Raw genomic sequence first — 17759 nt, forward strand, 5'->3', positions numbered from 1 at the left:
TCTAAGTTAATTGAAATCTTTTAATATGATGTGTTTCTTGGTATCAAAGCTAATGATACCTTCTTTGCGTAATTTACTCATCAATCTTGTAATTGTGACTCGGTTAGCACAGCAAGCACTAGCAATATCTTCATGAGTCAAACGAACTTTCAGACGAGTTCCTTCTGCGACAGGTTCGCCAATTTCTTGTTTGAGAAATTCCAAAAGATAATGCAAGCGTTCTTGCACTTGCCGCCTTCCAGAAATAGCTAAAAAAGATTCTGTCTGCTGTAGGCGTTGATTAATTTTTGGTACAATCGTGGAACTGAGAGTAGAAGAAACTGGTATCTCTGTGGCGTATATTGACACTAACTCAACATTAGATAGAGCGATCGCCTGGTAAATATTTAAAGATGTCATACTCGCGCCAAAAACCATTCCAGGCCCAGCTAATCCTATGAGTATCTCTTCACCAGTTTCGCAAAAAGTACTAAGTTTCACCCAACCCTGATTCACATAAAAAATTTCTAGCGGGTTGAGTGTTATATTTTCTCCTTTAGAATATTTAGACAATTGCCGATTCTGAAGAATATCATTGATGCTATTGTCTTCTGATGATTGCCATTGTTGGCGCTCAGTTATATTGCGTATTAACCAGTGGAAAGATACGACTTTAGCATCTTGATTGCGGACAACCGCTACAGTTAAAGCCGCATTGAGAGTTTTACCATGACGTTGCTGCAAACGTACTAGTAACTCTTTGGTTCTATCTGCTTGAACTAATCGGTTGAGTTCGGTACGAATCTGCTGACGTTCTTCGAGAGGAACAAAGTTTACCAGTGGCTTACCTACTAAAAAATTTTTGGAAACATTAAATAAATTAGCGGCCATTGGGTTGGCTTCGTAGATTCTGCCTTCTGTATTCGTGACTATATAGGCATCTGGTGCAAACTCGAATAAATCTTGGTAGCGTTGGCGTTCTGCTTCTAAAAAATTTTGTGTTTGTATCAGTTCCTCGTTTTGTTGATACAGTTCCTCTACTGCTAACTGTACCGTTCTGGAGGTGCTATGCAGTTCCTCAAAGGCTTGGGGTAGCATATCTTGTGGTACCCAAGGTAAGACAGTAGCCGTTTGATATAAATCTGCTAACCGTTTATGCAATGCTTCTGTGCGTTGGAAAAATAATTCTATGTTCACCTGAAATTCTCCCTATCGGCTTGCAGAGGTTAACCAAAAAATCCTATCTGTCAAGATATTGGCCTTCTGAAACTACCAATGATAAAAACGGTTAATTTAATGTTTCGTATGACTTTCTTAAGAGGTGCTAATCTTGATATCTACCTCTTGAGTTAAGTCAGTTTATTGAATCATTTCTTAAAATACCTAAGCTGATACGCACATAAATCAAATATTCTGGCGTTAGGACTGTCAAGGGTCCAGAGTCCAAAGTCCAAGCTAGCCTTTGACTCTGGACTCTGGACTTTTGACAACCTGAGTGCGAAATATACAATTTAAATGCGTAACAGCTTATCATAAAGCTGAATATTGAATGCTTAACAATAACCTAACTACTAAAAGAGATAAAAAACTTCTATCCTAGGAATGGGATAGCCACAGTTGTGATAAAAATAAAAAGTCTGGTTAAGATTTATAAAGCAAAAATTTATAGTTCTGCAATTTATAAATAAAAAATAAATTATCACTAAATTTCCATTTGTAGCTAGAAACTAATGCAATATGCAATTTCCTAGGAAAAATTAGGTACATTTATATGCAAAATAATAATTTTTAATATTAATAAATATACTAAATTATTACCATGTAGCGTACGTTACAGCTCACGCCTAACGCACAAAAAGCTGTTAGCGTTAGCGTCAAGCACTACATGAATTTTAAAAATCGAATAGGAGTCCTATAGTTTTTGCTACGCTTAAAATTGTTGAACCGCATCCATATCAATTATCCAGCAAATTCATAACGATTTTTACCTAGGTGTTTTGCGCGGTACATAGCGCTGTCTGCTTGTTTGATTAAGGTTTCACTATCGTTACTATTAATAGGGTAAATACTTATACCAATACTAGCAGAGACGTTGGTAGTATATCCATCTAAAACTATTGGCTCCTTAATTGTACTGAGAATTTTTTCAGCTACTTTAGATGCGACTTGCACTTGCGGAATTGCCCGTAAAATCACTGTAAATTCATCACCACCCAAGCGAGAAACTGTATCGCTACCCCGCAAACAATTACTGAGCCTTTGAGAGACAGTCACCAATAAGCGATCGCCAATTTCATGTCCTAGAGTATCATTCACCCTTTTAAACCCATCCAAGTCAATAAACAATAGCCCTAGCAATAAATTATTATTTTGTGCCCAAGCTAAAGATTCTTGCAGTTTTTCATTGAAGAATTTGCGATTAGACAAACCAGTCAGCGGATCGTGATACGCCAAATAACGCAGATGGTCTTCTTTGCGTTTTAATTCATTATTAGATTTATATAGTTGCGCTGCTTTGCGTTTAAGTTTCTCTTCCATCAGCTTGCGTTCTGTAATATCGTGGATCACCCCCACTAAAAAGCAATTACCAGCCGCATCTTTATGGAGCGATCGCTTCGTCGCAATCAGATGAGTTGAGCCATAAGCATCAGTAAATTGTTCTTCGCTTTCATGAGACTGCTGTGTCTGAAAAACCATCTCATCTCTGCGGCGAAATACATCAGCTTGATGCTTGGGAAAAAAGTCATAGTCTGACTTTTCTAGTAATAATTGATAGGGATAACCAATCAGTTCGCAATAAGCCTCATTTAACACAATCCACTGATGCTGTTGATTTTTGACAAAAATCGGGTCAGGAATTGTATTAATTACTTGATATAAAAATTCTTTAGAGCGTTTAAACTCTTCTTGCATATAGGCAAAATAACAGGTAACCCCAATAGCGGCGCTAGCAAATGTCAGCAATGAGGGAATAAAAGGTATCCACCAACCAAATAAAAAAGCTACATAGACAGATAGAGTTAACAACAAGCAAAAAAGTAAAATACTGATAGATATTTTAATGGGGTGTCGAATTCGCCATGCTGTAACTGCACCTAAATAAGACCAGCCAAAAATCCACAAGTATTCCCATACTTTTGACCAAACTTGCAATAGTGGTCGTCCTTCTACAGCAGCAGCGATTAACTCATTGATCAAATAGGCTTGCAATTCAATTCCCGCGATCGGCTTGCGTGAGTGGGGGACAAACACAAAATCTTGCAGGCTGGGTGCAGTGGAACCAATTAACACAACGCGATCGCTAATCCAGCTTTTTTCGACTCTCCCAACTAGCACATCCCGCATCGATACTTGGCGATAACTACAAGATTTCGATGCATCTGCACAAAGTGGTTTGGGAAAGTTAGACAAAATTTGGTAGCCTCTAGCATCAGCGCGCACGTAAGCTCCATCATTAGCCTGAAATCTAGTAAAAACAGCCTTACCTAACTGTAAATACTCAGAGTTACTACTGGCGTTTTTAGGATTTATGCCTTCTGATTTTAAATATAGTAAAGCCAACTTCAAAGCAAAACTTTCGTGGGCCTGATTATCAATGTGCCAATACAACAAGCTGCGACGGATTTTGCCATCAGGGTCATATAAAACATTATTAAAACCCACTTGGTCAAGTTGATTGAGTACTGGTGGTGGTAAAACACTGGCATTTTTATTATTAGCTAGTTGTTCAATGCCGATCACATTTGGCATTGACTTATATGTTTTTACCAATTTTTTATATCCCGGCTCCACAGGTAAATCCCGGTAGATATCCAAGCCAATAGCACGGGGCTTAAAAGCATTTAATTTTTGCAGCAATTCGGCAATTACGCCATCTGGAATCGGCCAAGAACCAACTTGGCGTAAGGAAGCCTCATCAATCGCTACAATAGTGATACGCTCTTCTGGTAGGTCTTGTGGGCGGAGACGAAATAATTGATCCAGAGCACCTAACTCTAAGGATTGCAGTAATCCCAAAGAGCGTATAAGCAAGATGCAAACTGCAACGCTGGAAGCGGTAATTAATTCCCTCTTTCCTTGACTAAGCGGTTTTTTTAGTCCTGATATAAACCGCATAAAATGCTTGCCTACCTGCTTACTCATTCCCATTACCTAGTGGGGAGAAATATTCTTGATTTGCAATCTCTATCAACTACATGGCGAAATTAGCTCATAAAATGTTGATTGAATAGAAATGCGATCGCAGCCGTTGAATTCCTCAAGACGAGCTTGGGTAGTTGAGATCTATTTCTATACATAACCACTCATCATGCAATGAAATGGTAACTTGAACTGTCGCGCCTTATATCACAAATTCAGCCTAAATATTGTTGCTTAATTACAGAAGTATGTTTATAAAAGATTTTAGCAGTCAAAGCTGAATCTTATATAGTTGCATAATTGCGGTTTAAATTTTTTTTAACTGGTGTAAATTAAAAATATTTTGCGTAATTTTACTGTCTATCTAGTTATTAAATAACATTGATTTTTTGGTTGATGATAACTACCTGTAGAGTTATGGTAGAAAAAAATTGTATCTATTTACTCAATATTCGCCAACCACCACTGGATAGATTAGTATAAATTGCTTCTATATCTAATAGTATATTTATTGTCTTAATTTGCGAAAAATAAGAATATATATGTGATGTAATATTTGGAATGAATATTATTTATACTAAGGCTAAAAATTTGGCACCACATAAATCATTTTTAGCAGCGTCAAAGTTTGTATATCCCTACTTTCTTGCAAAGGTATTAAAAGTCACAAATTAAAAACTCCAGCTACAAGAGGTTAGAGTTTTTGGGTATGGCGTATAAGGCATTGGTAAATTCCTCCCCCATCCCCTCATGCATAGAGTTTCCAGTCACTTTCAATAAAAAAGTCAACTGGAATGTGCTTTATGCAACCAGTTGACTTACAATAAATTGCTAATTTTTTACTCAAAAAGCTAATTCTAGCTACCTATCTGAAATATTGGAAGTTACGAGTGCCTGTATAATTAGAAACTTTGGCTAGTTCCTCTAAGTTTTGCACTCCGCTATAGCTTTTCCCGTTAATAATCCATGTGGGGAAACCTTCTATTTTGGCAGCTTTACATGAATCTGGTTGAGCTTTTAGCCCACCAGGAGCGCATTCTACTTTCACGCCGCTGTTATCGATAATCTTGTAAGCCTCTTGACCAAAGAGTAACTTCTGTTCGTGGCAGTGCGGACACCAATAAGCCACATATTCCTTAGCGCCTATTTTCGCCAGATGATTGGCTAGACCAATTTCTGCTTCACCAGAGGTAGTAGTAATTTTCCAACCGAACTCTGGGTTAGGATCTACTGTCGGTGAGAATGGCAGAATTTTCTGGGGTTGTCCAGGGGTAGAAGTAGCTGTATTGGCTGATGGATTGACACCTGAGTATACTCCCAATGTACCAATCAGTGTCACCATACCGACAATTAGGGCAGTAAAGAGGATTTGTCCGACATCTTCCCAAGCTCGACCCAGAATAGTGAGTACTAACATACTCATCGAGAAAATAGCCGAGCCTATGCAATAAGGACATACGGCTTTGATTTGAGATGCTAGTACATACATCAAGTAGCCGCTGAAAACGGACATTGCGATCGCGCCTACTAACAGCAGCCACCAAGTCCAATTTTCTATTTGCTTGCGGTTATTATCTCCCTGTTTCAGGGCTAAAGGAGCCAAAGCCAATATCAACATACTGATATAAGCTAATAACCCAAATAAGGCTAATGGCTGACCAAAAACCGTTGCCCACGGGCTGGAAAGCACATCACCACAGCCTTTAAAACCAGCTTGTTGGGCCGGACAAGCTGCACTACCTCCGGTTAATTTCTCGTAAGTCAAATAACCTGTAACTAGGATACCAAGTCCAGCGATCGCGGCAATCAAAGGACGCGACCATTTATGAATCCAAGGAGTAGAACGACGACGAATCATAAACTTGATTGGGGGTTGGGGTTGGGGATTGGGTACTGGGGATTGGGGGTTGGGGTTGGGGATTGGGTACTGGGAATTGGGGGTTGGGGTTGGGGATTGGTTGCTTCCCCTTCTCCTTTTTACCTTCTCCTGCTTTCCCTAGTCCCTAGTCCCTAATCCCTAGTCCCCAGTCCCCAGTCCCCAGTCCCTAGTCCCTAGGAACGGATAGTTACTGAGGAAACTGATTTAGTTTCACCCTTAGAGTTCCAACTCCGGTGTGCGGCTTCTACAAATTGACTGACACGTATCGGGTCAATTGGTTGGTCGATTCTACCGTGACGTTTTAGGGAACTGGAAACGATGACACCATCTGCGGCCTGCATTAGTGTAGCAATGTTTTCCCAATTCGCCCCACTGCCAATAAAGACTGGCGTGCCATTGGCCGCACCACAAGCTAGTTCCAAATCTTCTATGTTAGGCGGGCTACCTGTAGCCCAACCTGACAAAATCACTGCATCTGCCAAACCCCTTTCAATTGTGTCTTTGACAGCAACCGTGAGATTTGGAGAACTTAAAGGGCGAGCGTGTTTCACCAATACATCGGCCAGAATTTTAACATCACTGCCTAACTCTCGCCGATAGCGGAGTAGTTGATGGGCTTCTCCCTCAATTAATCCTTGGTCGGTTGCCATTACCCCAGTAAGAACATTGACGCGAATAAATTGCGCCCGCACACAACTGGCGATCGCAATTGCACTTTTCGCATCGTTCCGCAACACATTTAAACCAATCGGCAATGTCACTAAATTCTGTATTTGCTGCACCACTACAGTCATGGCACTCACGACCGCCGGATCGACCTGATTTTTGGTAAAGGGCGCATCAAAAAAGTTTTCGACAATAATCCCGTCAACCCCACCACTTGCTAGGGCTGTGGCTTCTTGTTCGGCCCGGTCAATCACGGTTTTGAGGTTTCCTCCCCAGCGGGGCGAGGTTGGCAGTGGTAATAGGTGAACCACGCCAATAATTGGTGTTCGAGTTTTAAATAGCTGATCTAAGTCCACGTCTTTAACCGCTTCGCGGAGTCCACAGTACATCAGTCTAGAGTCTAGAATTGTTTGACCATGACTAATGACTAAATGACTAATGAATAATTGATTTTATTATGGACGGTTTCCCGCCTCCTCCCTAGGATGGAAATTAGCGTAAAACCTTCCATAAGATATGTTAAGATAAAACCTGACTGTAAGAGGAGTTTGCAACTCACAAGACGCGAGGCAGCTTCCCACGGTTTAGGTCTATCACCTGCGGACTTCGTAGGCAAAGCCTGATCTGAAGGGTAGCATTACAGCTTGATTAGGCGTAGTCGCGAGTGTGCGCGATTTCCCTGAGGGTAGCGACTTCTCACAACCAGCCCTTTGGGCGGCTTCCCGATGGGTAAATTAACAACGCACGCGCCACGGTAATGTAAAATACCAATAGGCGAATTGTTAAAAAACATAACAGGTGTCAAAGGAATTCTAAGACACTGAGTCTTACCCTGGGAAAACAGATTAATAAAAGCATCATAACATGACCTAAACATTGATACGGGTCATAGGTTTGCGGACGGGGACAGGCAATGCTAACCTTCCACTTTAGTACTGTCACTTCGGGGTGCAGAAAAAACAAGAGCGTCGCAAACGCTCGACTGTGTTTGAAGACAAGAAAAAAAGTGAAAATTTTTTCAAAATATGGGTGACAAGCCAACAATTGCAATTTCTCACCTAGGCTGCGAGAAAAATAGAGTTGATACAGAACATATGCTAGGGCTGCTGGTCAAAGCAGGCTATGGCGTAGATAGTAATGAAGAATTAGCCGATTACGTTATTGTCAATACCTGTAGTTTTATTGAAGCAGCCCGAGCAGAATCTGTTAAAACTTTGGTAGAGTTGGCAGAGGCGAACAAAAAAATCGTGATCACAGGCTGTATGGCCCAGCACTTCCAAGAACAATTATTGGAAGAGTTACCAGAAGCCGTGGCCGTAGTAGGTACAGGCGATTATCACAAAATTGTAAATGTAATTGAGCGGGTAGAACAAGGAGAACGGGTAAAGCAGGTTAGTATTGAACCAACCTATATTGCCGATGAAACTACACCGCGCTACCGCACTACAACCGAAGGCGTAGCTTATCTGCGAGTGGCCGAAGGATGTGATTATCGTTGTGCGTTTTGTATTATTCCTTTTTTGAGAGGAAACCAGCGATCGCGGACGATTGAATCCATTGTTGCTGAAGCCCAGCAGTTAGCTAGTCAAGGGGTACAAGAAATTATTCTGATTTCCCAAATCACTACTAATTATGGTTTGGATATTTACGGCAAGCCCAAGTTAGCCGAATTATTGCGCGCCTTGGGAGAAGTAGATGTACCGTGGATCAGAATGCATTATGCTTATCCCACGGGGTTGACACCAGATGTCATAGCAGCGATCCAAGAAACACCAAATGTTTTACCTTACTTAGATTTGCCTTTACAACATTCTCATCCTGACATTCTCCGCGCCATGAACCGTCCCTGGCAAGGGCGAGTCAACGATGGGATTATTGAACGCATTAAAAAAGAGCTACCATCAGCGGTACTAAGGACAACATTTATTGTTGGTTTCCCTGGAGAGACAGAAGAGCATTTTGAGCATTTACTTCAGTTTGTCCAGCGACATGAATTTGACCATGTAGGCGTGTTTACTTTTTCTCCCGAAGAAGAAACCCCAGCCTACAAGCTGCCAAATCAGTTACCTCAAGAAGTGATGGACGATCGCCGAAACCGCCTCATGGAACTCCAACAGCCGATTGCTTGGCAGAAGAATCAACAGGAAGTAGGCAAAATTGTTGATGTCCTGATTGAGCAAGAAAATCCGGAAACTGGAGAATTAATTGGTCGTTCTGGGCGATTTGCCCCAGAGATTGATGGACAAATCTATGTCGTTGGCCAAGCGAAGTTAGGAACAATCGTGCCAGTAGAGATCCAAAGTGCGGATACATACGACCTCTACGGTCAAATTGTCAAGAGCTAATTTGTCATTTGTCCTTTGTCATTTGTCAATAACTCAAGACCAATGACTAAAGACCAATGACTAAATCCCAAAAAATCAAAAATAAAATCTAGGAGAGTTAATGAATCTTTCGTTTCAAGAACTAGGCATTTCACAAGAACGTGTTGAACAACTAGAAAAAATTGGTTTCACCACACCAACCAATATTCAAACTCAAGCAATTCCCCAACTGCTAGCTGGACGCGATGTGGTTGGACAATCTCAAACCGGAACTGGTAAAACCGCAGCTTTTTCATTGCCAATTCTAGAACGGCTAGATGTGAATCAAAGAGCCGTGCAAGCACTGGTGTTAACACCAACTCGTGAATTAGCCATGCAAGTTCACGATGCGATCGCCCAATTTATTGGTGATGAAGGATTGCGGGTATTAGCAATCTACGGTGGTCAATCAATTGATCGCCAAATTTTACAACTGCGACGTGGTGTCCACATGGTTGTGGGTACTCCCGGACGAGTAATTGACTTGCTAGATCGTGGTTGTTTGAAGCTCGATCAAGTGAAGTGGTTTGTGTTGGATGAAGCCGATGAAATGTTGAGCATGGGCTTTATCGATGACGTAATTAAAATCTTGTCCCAAGCGCCAGAAGAACGGCAAACAGCCCTATTCTCAGCGACTATGCCGCCATCAATTCGGCAATTGGTCAACAAATTTTTGCGATCGCCTGCGACAGTTACCGTCGAACAGCCAAAAGCTGCTCCCACCAAAATTAATCAGGTAGCTTACCTAATTCCTCGCCACTGGACAAAAGCCAAAGCTTTACAGCCAATTCTGGAAATGGAAGATCCAGAATCAGCATTGATCTTTGTCCGTACCAGACGCACCGCAGCCGAACTTACCAGTCAGCTGCAAGCAGCAGGTCACAGTGTCGATGAATACCACGGTGATTTATCTCAACAAGCGAGAGAACGCTTACTCAGCCGCTTCCGCAATCGCCAAGTCCGCTGGGTAGTAGCAACCGATATTGCAGCTCGGGGGTTAGATGTAGATCAACTATCTCATGTGATCAACTACGACTTACCCGATAGCGTAGAAACCTACGTCCACCGTATTGGTCGTACTGGTCGTGCTGGTAAAGAAGGAACAGCCATTTCACTAGTACAACCATTTGAGCGCCGCAAGCAGCAAGTCTTTGAACGCCATAACCGTCAAAGTTGGCAATTGCTTTCAATCCCCACCAGGGCACAAATTGAAGCGCGGCACATCAATAAACTACAAGAGCAAGTTAGAGAAGCTTTAGCTGGCGAACGCCTAGCTTCATTCTTGCCCATAGTCAGCGAACTGATCGAAAAATACGATGCTCAAGCGATCGCAGCTGCAGCATTGCAAATTGCTTACGATCAAACTCGTCCAGCTTGGTTAAGTTCAGACATTGAAATTCCCCAAGAAGACAACCTCCCAACTCCTAAACCCAAGTTGGTAAAACAGCGTCGTGATGGTTCTGGCGAGCGTTCCCGTTCCAATTGGAGCAAATCAGATAACATTGGCGAAGACGAAAGACGTTCTACTCCCAAGCCAAAATTGCGCGCAGGCCGTCGTGATGCTTCCCCAGTTAATCACAAGCTAGGTTCATCTGCAGCTAGAGAATCTGCTTCATAAGTCAACAGTCAAGAGTCAATAGTGATAATTATTGTTTGGCGGTGTGTACTTCACAGTTTTGACTTTTGACTTTGAACTTGTTGATGATTTGTTCAGAACATCATCAAAGATGGATTAGCTATAACCTGATAGTAAGTCTTTCAGGTTTAGAGCATTGGTATTACTGAAGATTTTGGGTAAATCGTAGGCTGGGCAACCTTCATGATGAAGTTGCAAATCAGATATTTGTAAATGCCCACCCTACAAAAATTTCCCGTGTTTTATTTATGAATCGGCATTGTAATACCAGTTAAAAAACCAAATGAGACGAATATATAAAGTAGGGACGCAAAGCTTTGCGCCCCTACAACTGCTGAATTAAAAAAATTATGTGCAGCCGAATTTTAGAGAATTATTATTACTCTTTAAAAAGTCAGGTGATTTTATTACTTGCTCGTATTTTCCTTTGCCTATGCTGTTCACCCTGAGTGCGCGGTCGCACCTAGGTTTGCACACCTCCAGCTTGAAAAATCTGTTCGGCGGTTAAATTCAATTCCGGGAAAGTGGGCGAGATGATGCGTTCCCCGCAGGGGTTGCCGCAGGCATCGCTGCCTCTAAATTGAGTAACTTGGTATTCACCATCGATTAATTGATAAATGGATATAGTAGGCAGTTTAGGATTGCCAATAAACTTTCTAGCGCCACAAGCTGCGTAATCTATAATCCAATATTCAGGAATACCTATAGCTTCATAATCAGCTAATTTTTTGTAGTAATCATCCCGCCAATTAGTACTAACAACTTCAACAACCAATGGAATAGATGCAGCTTGAGATACAGTCGATTCCTTTTTCCATAAAGGCTCATTCACTAAATTTGGTCGATTGATTATTAATATGTCTGGTGAATAAGCCGATTCACCTTCAAGTGACTTGACTAATACAGTTTTTGGGATGTAATAAGGTGAATTTAGGCGCTTGATATCAAAAGATATTTCTAGTGCCAAAAAACCAATAATATCTTCATGGTCTCCGACTGGTTGCGCCATTTCAACAATCACGCCATCATGTAATTCGTATCTTCCACCCTCGGGCCGCCAAGCTGCAAAATCTTCAAAGGTTACTAGTTTGGGTATGGCTTGAGTCATAAATTGTTACCTTCTATATCGCTTCACGGAAAATTTCTAATCAGTTGCAGCAATATCCCCTCAAGGCTTTGTAGAGCAGCATTGGTAGTTTTTGATGCTCCTCAAAATTGCGTTGATGAGCTTCTTGAGTGTCCTGTAATTCCATCAGCACATCGTTTAAAATTGTGTCCCTAGCAAATACACCATTAGCTGTTGAAATCAGGTCATCTAGTAACTGTCTAGTATTGTCTTGTCTTCTAGCTAATTGGTCTATTTCCTGTTGTGTGTTAGCGATCGCTTGGGTGTTGAAAGCTTGCTGAGTAGCCAAAGTAGCCAAAATCGCTTCTATACGGTCTAGTCGGCTCGGTTGCTCCCATTAGAATTTCCTGGTATGTCCGTCATTTGTCCGCCTCAATCATTTTGGCTAATGATTTATGGTCAAAGCAGTCTAAGTAGCTTACCAGTTCTCGAAACTGCTGATATTTTTCTTCTGCATAGCTATCTGGTGTAAAACCAAGAACTTCGCAGAAGTTTATATAGTCGGCATTCCAAGCAAAGGTGTTAATAGCAGTTGCAAAGCTTTTGACCGCCTCCAGCGTTTCGGGCTTGGGTGATTCAGTTATGCAGCCCCCTTACCTTGATCAGGTGAAGGGGATTTTTGCAGTAACTTCCTTGACTCCAGGGCTTCCTCAATTAAAATTGCTGCCATTTGGCTCTGAGAGCGCCTTTCTGTCCCTGCCAAGTTTTTGACAGTTTCATAAACCTCATCGGGCAGCACTACATTAATCCTTCCGCTCATAGTGTTATCTGTGTTCATCTCTCTACCTCATGATACGCTTTGTGATTTCAAAATTGTTTAACACATCTTGCGTTAGACGCATAACTAGAGTTATCATGACACATATTGACACAGATATCACATCGAATCGAACCGCAACAACTTCTTCACTAACCTACTTAGTAACTGTTAATGAAAAACTCCACCCACAAGGGGATGGAGTTTTTGGGCATGGGGAATAGGGGATGGGGCATGGGAAAGAACATACCAATGCCCAATGCCCAATGCCCCAAGCGGCGGGGCGGCTATCCCTCTCCACCCACAAGGGGATGGAGTTTCCCGCCGCTTTCAATAAAAATAATCAAATGGCACGTCAAAGCGATGCCAAAACGTTGAGAATTTTACTCAAGCCAAACAGAATTTAAACGCCAGAATGCAGATCTGGCGTATATTAGGCGCGTCTTTAGCCGCCAAGGTAAGCAAGGAAATTAAAGCTGGCTTTGCAGAACAATTCAACTCTGAAATGCAAGATTTAGGTGTACAAGCTCAAGAGGTTTCCAACCTGGAATAAAACCATGAGACTCACTATTAAAAAACACCATGAGCAGTACTTGCAATTGATCGCTTCCCAGAATCAACGACTCATCAGAAGCGCTCAATATGTTGCTTTGGGAACTCCGCAGCAAGTAATCCGCGAGTATGAAGAACTGGCAGAAGAGATTGACCCTGTAAAAATTTTGAGTTGAGAATGGAAATTGCAACTCAAACTTAGCTATTTGTCAAAAAGATTCTACAACCAAGGGCGACTAACTCTTTCTAATTCGTTCACTTCATCATCACTCAGTCTCCAGCCTAAAGCGCCTGCATTTTGTTTGACTTGTTGCGCTGTTTTTACTCCAGCGATAGGAATCACATTACCTTGAGCAATTAACCAATTCAGCGCAACTTGAGCAGGAGTACGCTCATATTTTTCTCCAAATTCTTGTAGTAAAGAAATCACAGGTGAAATTTTTTGTAGCCCTTCTTTACTAAATCGTGAGTCTAATTTTCTCGCACCTGTAGGGGTTTCACCACTATTGGCTGTGTATTTACCTGTGAGCAATCCCTGGGCTAAAGGACTATAAGCCAAAATTGTCACACCTAATTCACGCGCTGTGGAAAGAATACCTTGGCTTTCAATTTGACGAGATAGCAAAGAGTAGCGGACTTGGTTAACTGCTAAAGGTACTCCTCTAGCCGCTAAAATTTGCTGTGCTTCTCGCATTTGCGTTGCGGAATAATTACTTACACCAATTGCGCCAATTCTACCCCGCTGCACTTCATCAGCGAGGGCGTTCATCAGTGTTTCTTGGCTTAAAAAGAAGGTAAATGGCCAATGCACTTGATAAAGTTCAATTCGCTCTAATTGTAGGCGCTTCAGACTCTCCGTTAAGGCATCAGAGACAGATTGTCCTGTAAAGCGCCAAGGTAGAGGCCCAAATTTTGTAGCAATTTGCACAGGTTGCTGAGTTTCTTGCAAAAATTGCCCCAGCAGAGTTTCGCTGATTCCCAATCCGTAGACTTCTGCTGTGTCAAAGAAAGTCACGCCAGCTTCTAGGGCAGCTGTAAATGCTTCTTTTAATTGTTCTGGCCCGTAGCCATCCCCATAATTCCAAAAAAGTTTATCACCCCATGCCCAAGTTCCAAGGCAAAGAGGTGTAACAACCGGGCCATTTTTCCCCAATGTGATGGTTTCCGTGTTTGTAAACATTTAGTTTTGTTACATTTATTTACATTTTTAGTCTAGCGTCACTTACTCAGAGCGTAATCAATCGACGGATGGGGATAGGGGAGATGAGGAAGATGAGGGAGAGATAACAAACACCCAATGACCAATAACAAATGACCAATGACCAAACACAAAATGCCATGTAGTCCATTATAAAGACGGCAAACCCCACTCTGGTGTTACGGTTCACCCCAATTCCTGAAAGTATTAATTCTCATACATTAGTACACAGTGAAAGCAAATCAATTCATGAGCCAACTAAATAGATCCTTAAATTTAACCGTCCCAATAAAGGTTCGGGAAACCCCCCTTAATGGACTGGCTATATAAGCTCAGTATATATATCAGCATATTATGGGGTCTTAACTCCGAAAACCAAACCAAAGGTATTCATGCTGAACTGGCTGCTTCTCTCAGCACAGTTGGTTCAAAAATTTAGTCCTTAATAATCCCATTCATTTGTAGTTATACGGAGCCAGCGCTTAAAATGGCAAAAGTAGTTGGAATTGACTTAGGTACAACGAACTCCTGCGTCGCAGTCATGGAAGGTGGTAAACCCACGGTTATTGCTAATGCAGAGGGTTTTCGGACAACACCATCGGTTGTAGCATTTGCAAAAAATGGCGATAATTTGGTAGGGCAAATTGCCAAACGCCAAGCGGTGATGAACCCAGAAAATACTTTTTATTCAGTGAAGCGCTTTATTGGTCGCCGCTTTGATGAAGTTACAAACGAAGCTACAGAAGTCTCCTATAAGGTATTAAGCAGTAGCGGTAACGTTAAACTAGATTCTCCTGGTGCTGGTAAGCAATTTGCTCCTGAAGAAATTTCTGCGAAAGTTCTACGTAAATTAGTTGAAGACGCTAGCAAATATCTTGGTGAAACAGTTACTCAAGCTGTAATTACCGTACCTGCTTACTTTAACGACTCCCAACGTCAAGCGACCAAAGACGCTGGTAAAATTGCTGGTATTGAAGTATTGCGGATTATCAACGAGCCGACTGCTGCATCTCTAGCATACGGATTTGATAAGAAGAGTAACGAAACTATCCTGGTATTTGACCTTGGTGGTGGTACATTCGACGTATCTGTACTAGAAGTTGGTGATGGCGTATTTGAAGTACTAGCTACTTCTGGTGACACCCACTTAGGTGGTGACGACTTCGATAAGAAAATTGTTGATTTCTTAGCTGAACAGTTTAAAAAAGACGAAGGCATTGATCTCCGCAAAGATAGACAAGCCTTACAACGTTTGACCGAAGCCGCAGAAAAAGCCAAGATTGAGCTTTCTAGCGTTACTCAAGCAGAAATTAACCTACCCTTTATCACTGCTACCCAGGATGGGCCAAAGCACCTGGATACAACCCTCACCCGCGCTAAATTTGAAGAACTTTGTTCTGACTTAATCGACCGTTCCCGCATCCCTGTAGAAAATGCGCTTAGAGATGCCAAATTAACTAAAGACAATATCGATGAAGTTGTCTTGGTTGGTGGTTCTACCCGGATTCCTGCAGTCCAAGAGTTGGTGAAGCGGTTGTTAGGTAAAGATCCTAACCAAACTGTGAACCCTGATGAAGTGGTAGCTGTTGGTGCAGCAATTCAAGCAGGGGTACTAGCTGGTGATGTTACTGGTATCTTGTTGTTAGACGTAACACCACTATCTTTAGGTGTTGAAACCTTGGGTGGTGTGATGACCAAGATTATTCCTCGCAACACTACAATTCCCACCAAGAAATCGGAAGTATTCTCCACAGCAGTGGATGGTCAAAGCAATGTAGAAATTCACGTTCTCCAAGGTGAACGGGAATTTGCTAACGACAACAAGAGTTTGGGAACCTTCCGCCTTGATGGTATTCCCTCAGCACCACGTGGTGTACCTCAAATTGAAGTAATCTTTGACATCGACGCTAACGGTATCCTCAACGTAACTGCTAAGGATAAAGGTACTGGCAAGGAACAATCTATCAGCATTACAGGTGCTTCCACTTTGGATAAATCTGATGTTGACCGGATGGTGAGAGAAGCTGAACAAAACGCTTCTTCTGACAAGGAACGTCGTGAGAAGATTGAACGTAAGAACCAAGCTGATTCCTTGGCTTACCAAGCAGAGAAGCAACTGCAAGAATTAGGTGATAAAGTTCCTGAAGCTGACAAAACCAAAGTTGAAGGTTTAGTCAAAGAACTGCGCGAAGCAGTAGCTAAGGAAGACGATGAGCAAATTAAGAAGCTGACACCAGAATTGCAACAAGCACTATTTGCAGTTGGTAGCAACATCTATCAACAAGCTGGTGGTGGTGCAGCACCTGGTGGCCCTGGCCCTTCTGATGGTGGCCCCACTCCTCCTCCTTCCGGCGGTGGTGATGATGTAATTGATGCTGACTTCACTGAAAGCAAGTAATTAATCTGGTGGTTAAGGATGCCTAGGCATAGCCTGTTGTAGACATTGCATCCTTAACTCTTCTTACCCACTCAAGCATTAGCCTGGGTGGGGATTTTTTTTATGTAATAAATTGCTACCTATTAATAAAGGGGTAAATTATACCAATTCAAATAATGTTTGCGACAGATGAATTCTTTGTAAGGGCACGGCATCCTCAATCTTTTAGCATATCAAATATCTTACTGGTGCCGTGCCCCTACTCATCTGTCGCGTTCTTTTTTCAAAATGGTATTACCTTCACCCTAATTAATTTTGAATTTTGAATTTTGAATTACTATGTCCTATCCACAAGCACCTTGGATACTGCAAGGCGACGCTGTGCAAACTCTGCATTTAGTGAATGTTGAGCAAGTGCGTTCTTTAGTTCCTTTAGAGTTAGATATTATCTCTGTCTGGCCAGGGAAAACTGTTGCTAGTGTCTATTTATCCTATTACGGTTCTAACTCAGTGCTGGAGTACAGCGAGTTAATTATTGTCCCTGCCGTGGTTAGTTATCAGGGTAAAATAGGCAGTTGGATTTCCCATATTTATGTAGACCATGTTGATTCCGTGGCTGGTGGTCGGGAAATTTGGGGATTACCAAAAGAATTAGCTGATTTTGAATGGCAAGAAAAAAATATAACTGTTCGCCAAGGAAACCGCAAGTTGTGTACTATTGATTACACTCAACAAAGTTTGGCGTGGCGACAATGGTTAGGTGCTTCTAGTTTCAGTGCTATGGGTGCTGATTTATTAGTATTTTCAGCCGAAATGGAATCTCGCTTGGGTTTGATTAGTTCAAAGCTAGAGGTTCCCCCAGAAAGTCCTTTTGCGGGAATAGGTTTAGGTCAGCCATTTTTAACTACAAGTTATCAAGAAATGAGCTTAAAAGTAAGTGCGCCAGAAGTTGTGGGACAGCGCAAAGTTGAAGTAATTGTATAGATAAAATTGCTGAAAAGCGATCGCACTTCCAGGTAGTTTTAGCTATATCAGTTTGATGAGTCTGTTGTTTCACATCAACGCCATACCTCTGCAACAGAACTG

At 41.9% G+C, this 17759-nt stretch carries 16 protein-coding genes; 8 read left to right on the forward strand and 8 right to left on the reverse strand.

The genetic code is table 11. The annotated features are described in order from the left end of the window. Positions 1-6: 6 nt before the first annotated feature. The 4 genes from HGR01_RS36550 to btpA form a co-directional block, all read right to left on the reverse strand. Positions 7-1176: a PAS domain S-box protein gene (locus HGR01_RS36550; protein WP_045867697.1), complete on the reverse strand. Its 1170-nt coding sequence runs from the start codon at positions 1174-1176 to the stop codon at positions 7-9. 762 nt (positions 1177-1938) lie between these two features. Then, positions 1939-4122 carry a CHASE2 domain-containing protein gene (locus HGR01_RS36555; protein ID WP_045868802.1) on the reverse strand — a complete coding sequence of 728 codons (2184 nt, stop codon included), beginning with the start codon at positions 4120-4122 and terminating at the stop codon, positions 1939-1941. An 862-nt stretch (positions 4123-4984) separates the two neighbouring features. Continuing rightward, complete coding sequence (locus HGR01_RS36560) at positions 4985-5977, reverse strand: vitamin K epoxide reductase family protein (protein ID WP_045867698.1); 993 nt, start codon at positions 5975-5977, stop codon at positions 4985-4987. A 194-nt stretch (positions 5978-6171) separates the two neighbouring features. Then, the gene (gene btpA / locus HGR01_RS36565) at positions 6172-7020 is read right to left on the reverse strand and encodes a photosystem I biogenesis protein BtpA (RefSeq protein ID WP_045868803.1); all 849 of its coding nucleotides are present in this window, start codon (positions 7018-7020) and stop codon (positions 6172-6174) included. A 669-nt stretch (positions 7021-7689) separates the two neighbouring features. On the opposite strand from btpA, the gene rimO reads away from it, so the two are divergent. Both rimO and HGR01_RS36575 read left to right on the forward strand, forming a co-directional pair. Next, on the forward strand, positions 7690-9009 hold the full coding sequence (gene rimO / locus HGR01_RS36570) for a 30S ribosomal protein S12 methylthiotransferase RimO (RefSeq protein ID WP_045867699.1): 1320 nt from the start codon (positions 7690-7692) through the stop codon (positions 9007-9009). Between the two features lie 100 nt (positions 9010-9109). After that, a complete protein-coding gene (locus HGR01_RS36575; RefSeq protein WP_045867700.1) occupies positions 9110-10645 on the forward strand; it encodes a DEAD/DEAH box helicase in 1536 nt (511 codons plus the stop codon). A gap of 481 nt (positions 10646-11126) precedes the next feature. On the opposite strand, the gene HGR01_RS36580 is transcribed toward HGR01_RS36575, so the two are convergent. From HGR01_RS36580 to HGR01_RS36590, 3 genes are all read right to left on the reverse strand, one after another. Beyond that, on the reverse strand, positions 11127-11771 hold the full coding sequence (locus HGR01_RS36580) for a Uma2 family endonuclease (protein ID WP_045867701.1): 645 nt from the start codon (positions 11769-11771) through the stop codon (positions 11127-11129). Positions 11772-11811: 40 nt separating this feature from the next. Beyond that, on the reverse strand, positions 11812-12087 hold the full coding sequence (locus tag HGR01_RS36585; RefSeq protein ID WP_228045499.1) for a hypothetical protein: 276 nt from the start codon (positions 12085-12087) through the stop codon (positions 11812-11814). Positions 12088-12369: 282 nt separating this feature from the next. After that, a complete protein-coding gene (locus tag HGR01_RS36590) occupies positions 12370-12567 on the reverse strand; it encodes a ribbon-helix-helix domain-containing protein (protein ID WP_045867702.1) in 198 nt (65 codons plus the stop codon). Between the two features lie 77 nt (positions 12568-12644). Here HGR01_RS36590 and HGR01_RS36595 point away from each other — a divergent pair, with 77 nt between their 5' ends. The 4 genes from HGR01_RS36595 to HGR01_RS36610 are packed head-to-tail and all read left to right on the forward strand — an operon-like array spanning position 12645 to position 13274. Further along, on the forward strand, positions 12645-12770 hold the full coding sequence (locus HGR01_RS36595) for a hypothetical protein (protein ID WP_255325130.1): 126 nt from the start codon (positions 12645-12647) through the stop codon (positions 12768-12770). A gap of 3 nt (positions 12771-12773) precedes the next feature. Beyond that, positions 12774-12953 (forward strand): hypothetical protein, encoded by a 180-nt coding sequence (locus tag HGR01_RS36600; protein WP_045867703.1) that lies wholly within the window; start codon positions 12774-12776, stop codon positions 12951-12953. A gap of 8 nt (positions 12954-12961) precedes the next feature. Next, entirely contained in the window at positions 12962-13099 is a 138-nt protein-coding gene (locus HGR01_RS36605; protein WP_155538920.1) for a hypothetical protein, read from the forward strand. A 4-nt stretch (positions 13100-13103) separates the two neighbouring features. Next, on the forward strand, positions 13104-13274 hold the full coding sequence (locus HGR01_RS36610; protein WP_155538922.1) for a hypothetical protein: 171 nt from the start codon (positions 13104-13106) through the stop codon (positions 13272-13274). Between the two features lie 44 nt (positions 13275-13318). Here the strand turns inward: HGR01_RS36610 and HGR01_RS36615 are convergent, their stop codons facing one another. Beyond that, a complete protein-coding gene (locus tag HGR01_RS36615; protein WP_045867704.1) occupies positions 13319-14278 on the reverse strand; it encodes an aldo/keto reductase in 960 nt (319 codons plus the stop codon). Positions 14279-14783: 505 nt separating this feature from the next. On the opposite strand from HGR01_RS36615, the gene dnaK reads away from it, so the two are divergent. Further along, positions 14784-16694, forward strand: a complete 1911-nt coding sequence (gene dnaK / locus HGR01_RS36620) for a molecular chaperone DnaK (protein ID WP_045867705.1) — start codon at positions 14784-14786, stop codon at positions 16692-16694. Between the two features lie 318 nt (positions 16695-17012). After that, positions 17013-17657, forward strand: a complete 645-nt coding sequence (locus tag HGR01_RS36625) for an acetoacetate decarboxylase family protein (protein ID WP_045867706.1) — start codon at positions 17013-17015, stop codon at positions 17655-17657. Positions 17658-17759 lie beyond the last annotated feature (102 nt).

The sequence above is a fragment of the Tolypothrix sp. PCC 7712 genome, from assembly GCF_025860405.1.
GTDB classification, from domain to species: domain Bacteria; phylum Cyanobacteriota; class Cyanobacteriia; order Cyanobacteriales; family Nostocaceae; genus Aulosira; species Aulosira diplosiphon.

Coding starts and splice junctions, on each gene's coding strand:
- HGR01_RS36615 (WP_045867704.1), bottom strand. CDS start 14,278: ATGTTTACAAACACGGAAACCATCACATTGGGGAAAAATGGCCCGGTT.
- HGR01_RS36610 (WP_155538922.1), top strand. CDS start 13,104: ATGAGACTCACTATTAAAAAACACCATGAGCAGTACTTGCAATTGATC.
- rimO (WP_045867699.1), top strand. CDS start 7,690: ATGGGTGACAAGCCAACAATTGCAATTTCTCACCTAGGCTGCGAGAAA.
- HGR01_RS36575 (WP_045867700.1), top strand. CDS start 9,110: ATGAATCTTTCGTTTCAAGAACTAGGCATTTCACAAGAACGTGTTGAA.
- HGR01_RS36605 (WP_155538920.1), top strand. CDS start 12,962: ATGCAGATCTGGCGTATATTAGGCGCGTCTTTAGCCGCCAAGGTAAGC.
- HGR01_RS36625 (WP_045867706.1), top strand. CDS start 17,013: ATGTCCTATCCACAAGCACCTTGGATACTGCAAGGCGACGCTGTGCAA.
- HGR01_RS36595 (WP_255325130.1), top strand. CDS start 12,645: ATGACACATATTGACACAGATATCACATCGAATCGAACCGCAACAACT.
- dnaK (WP_045867705.1), top strand. CDS start 14,784: ATGGCAAAAGTAGTTGGAATTGACTTAGGTACAACGAACTCCTGCGTC.
- HGR01_RS36555 (WP_045868802.1), bottom strand. CDS start 4,122: ATGAGTAAGCAGGTAGGCAAGCATTTTATGCGGTTTATATCAGGACTA.
- HGR01_RS36560 (WP_045867698.1), bottom strand. CDS start 5,977: ATGATTCGTCGTCGTTCTACTCCTTGGATTCATAAATGGTCGCGTCCT.
- HGR01_RS36590 (WP_045867702.1), bottom strand. CDS start 12,567: ATGAACACAGATAACACTATGAGCGGAAGGATTAATGTAGTGCTGCCC.
- HGR01_RS36600 (WP_045867703.1), top strand. CDS start 12,774: ATGGGGCATGGGAAAGAACATACCAATGCCCAATGCCCAATGCCCCAA.
- HGR01_RS36580 (WP_045867701.1), bottom strand. CDS start 11,771: ATGACTCAAGCCATACCCAAACTAGTAACCTTTGAAGATTTTGCAGCT.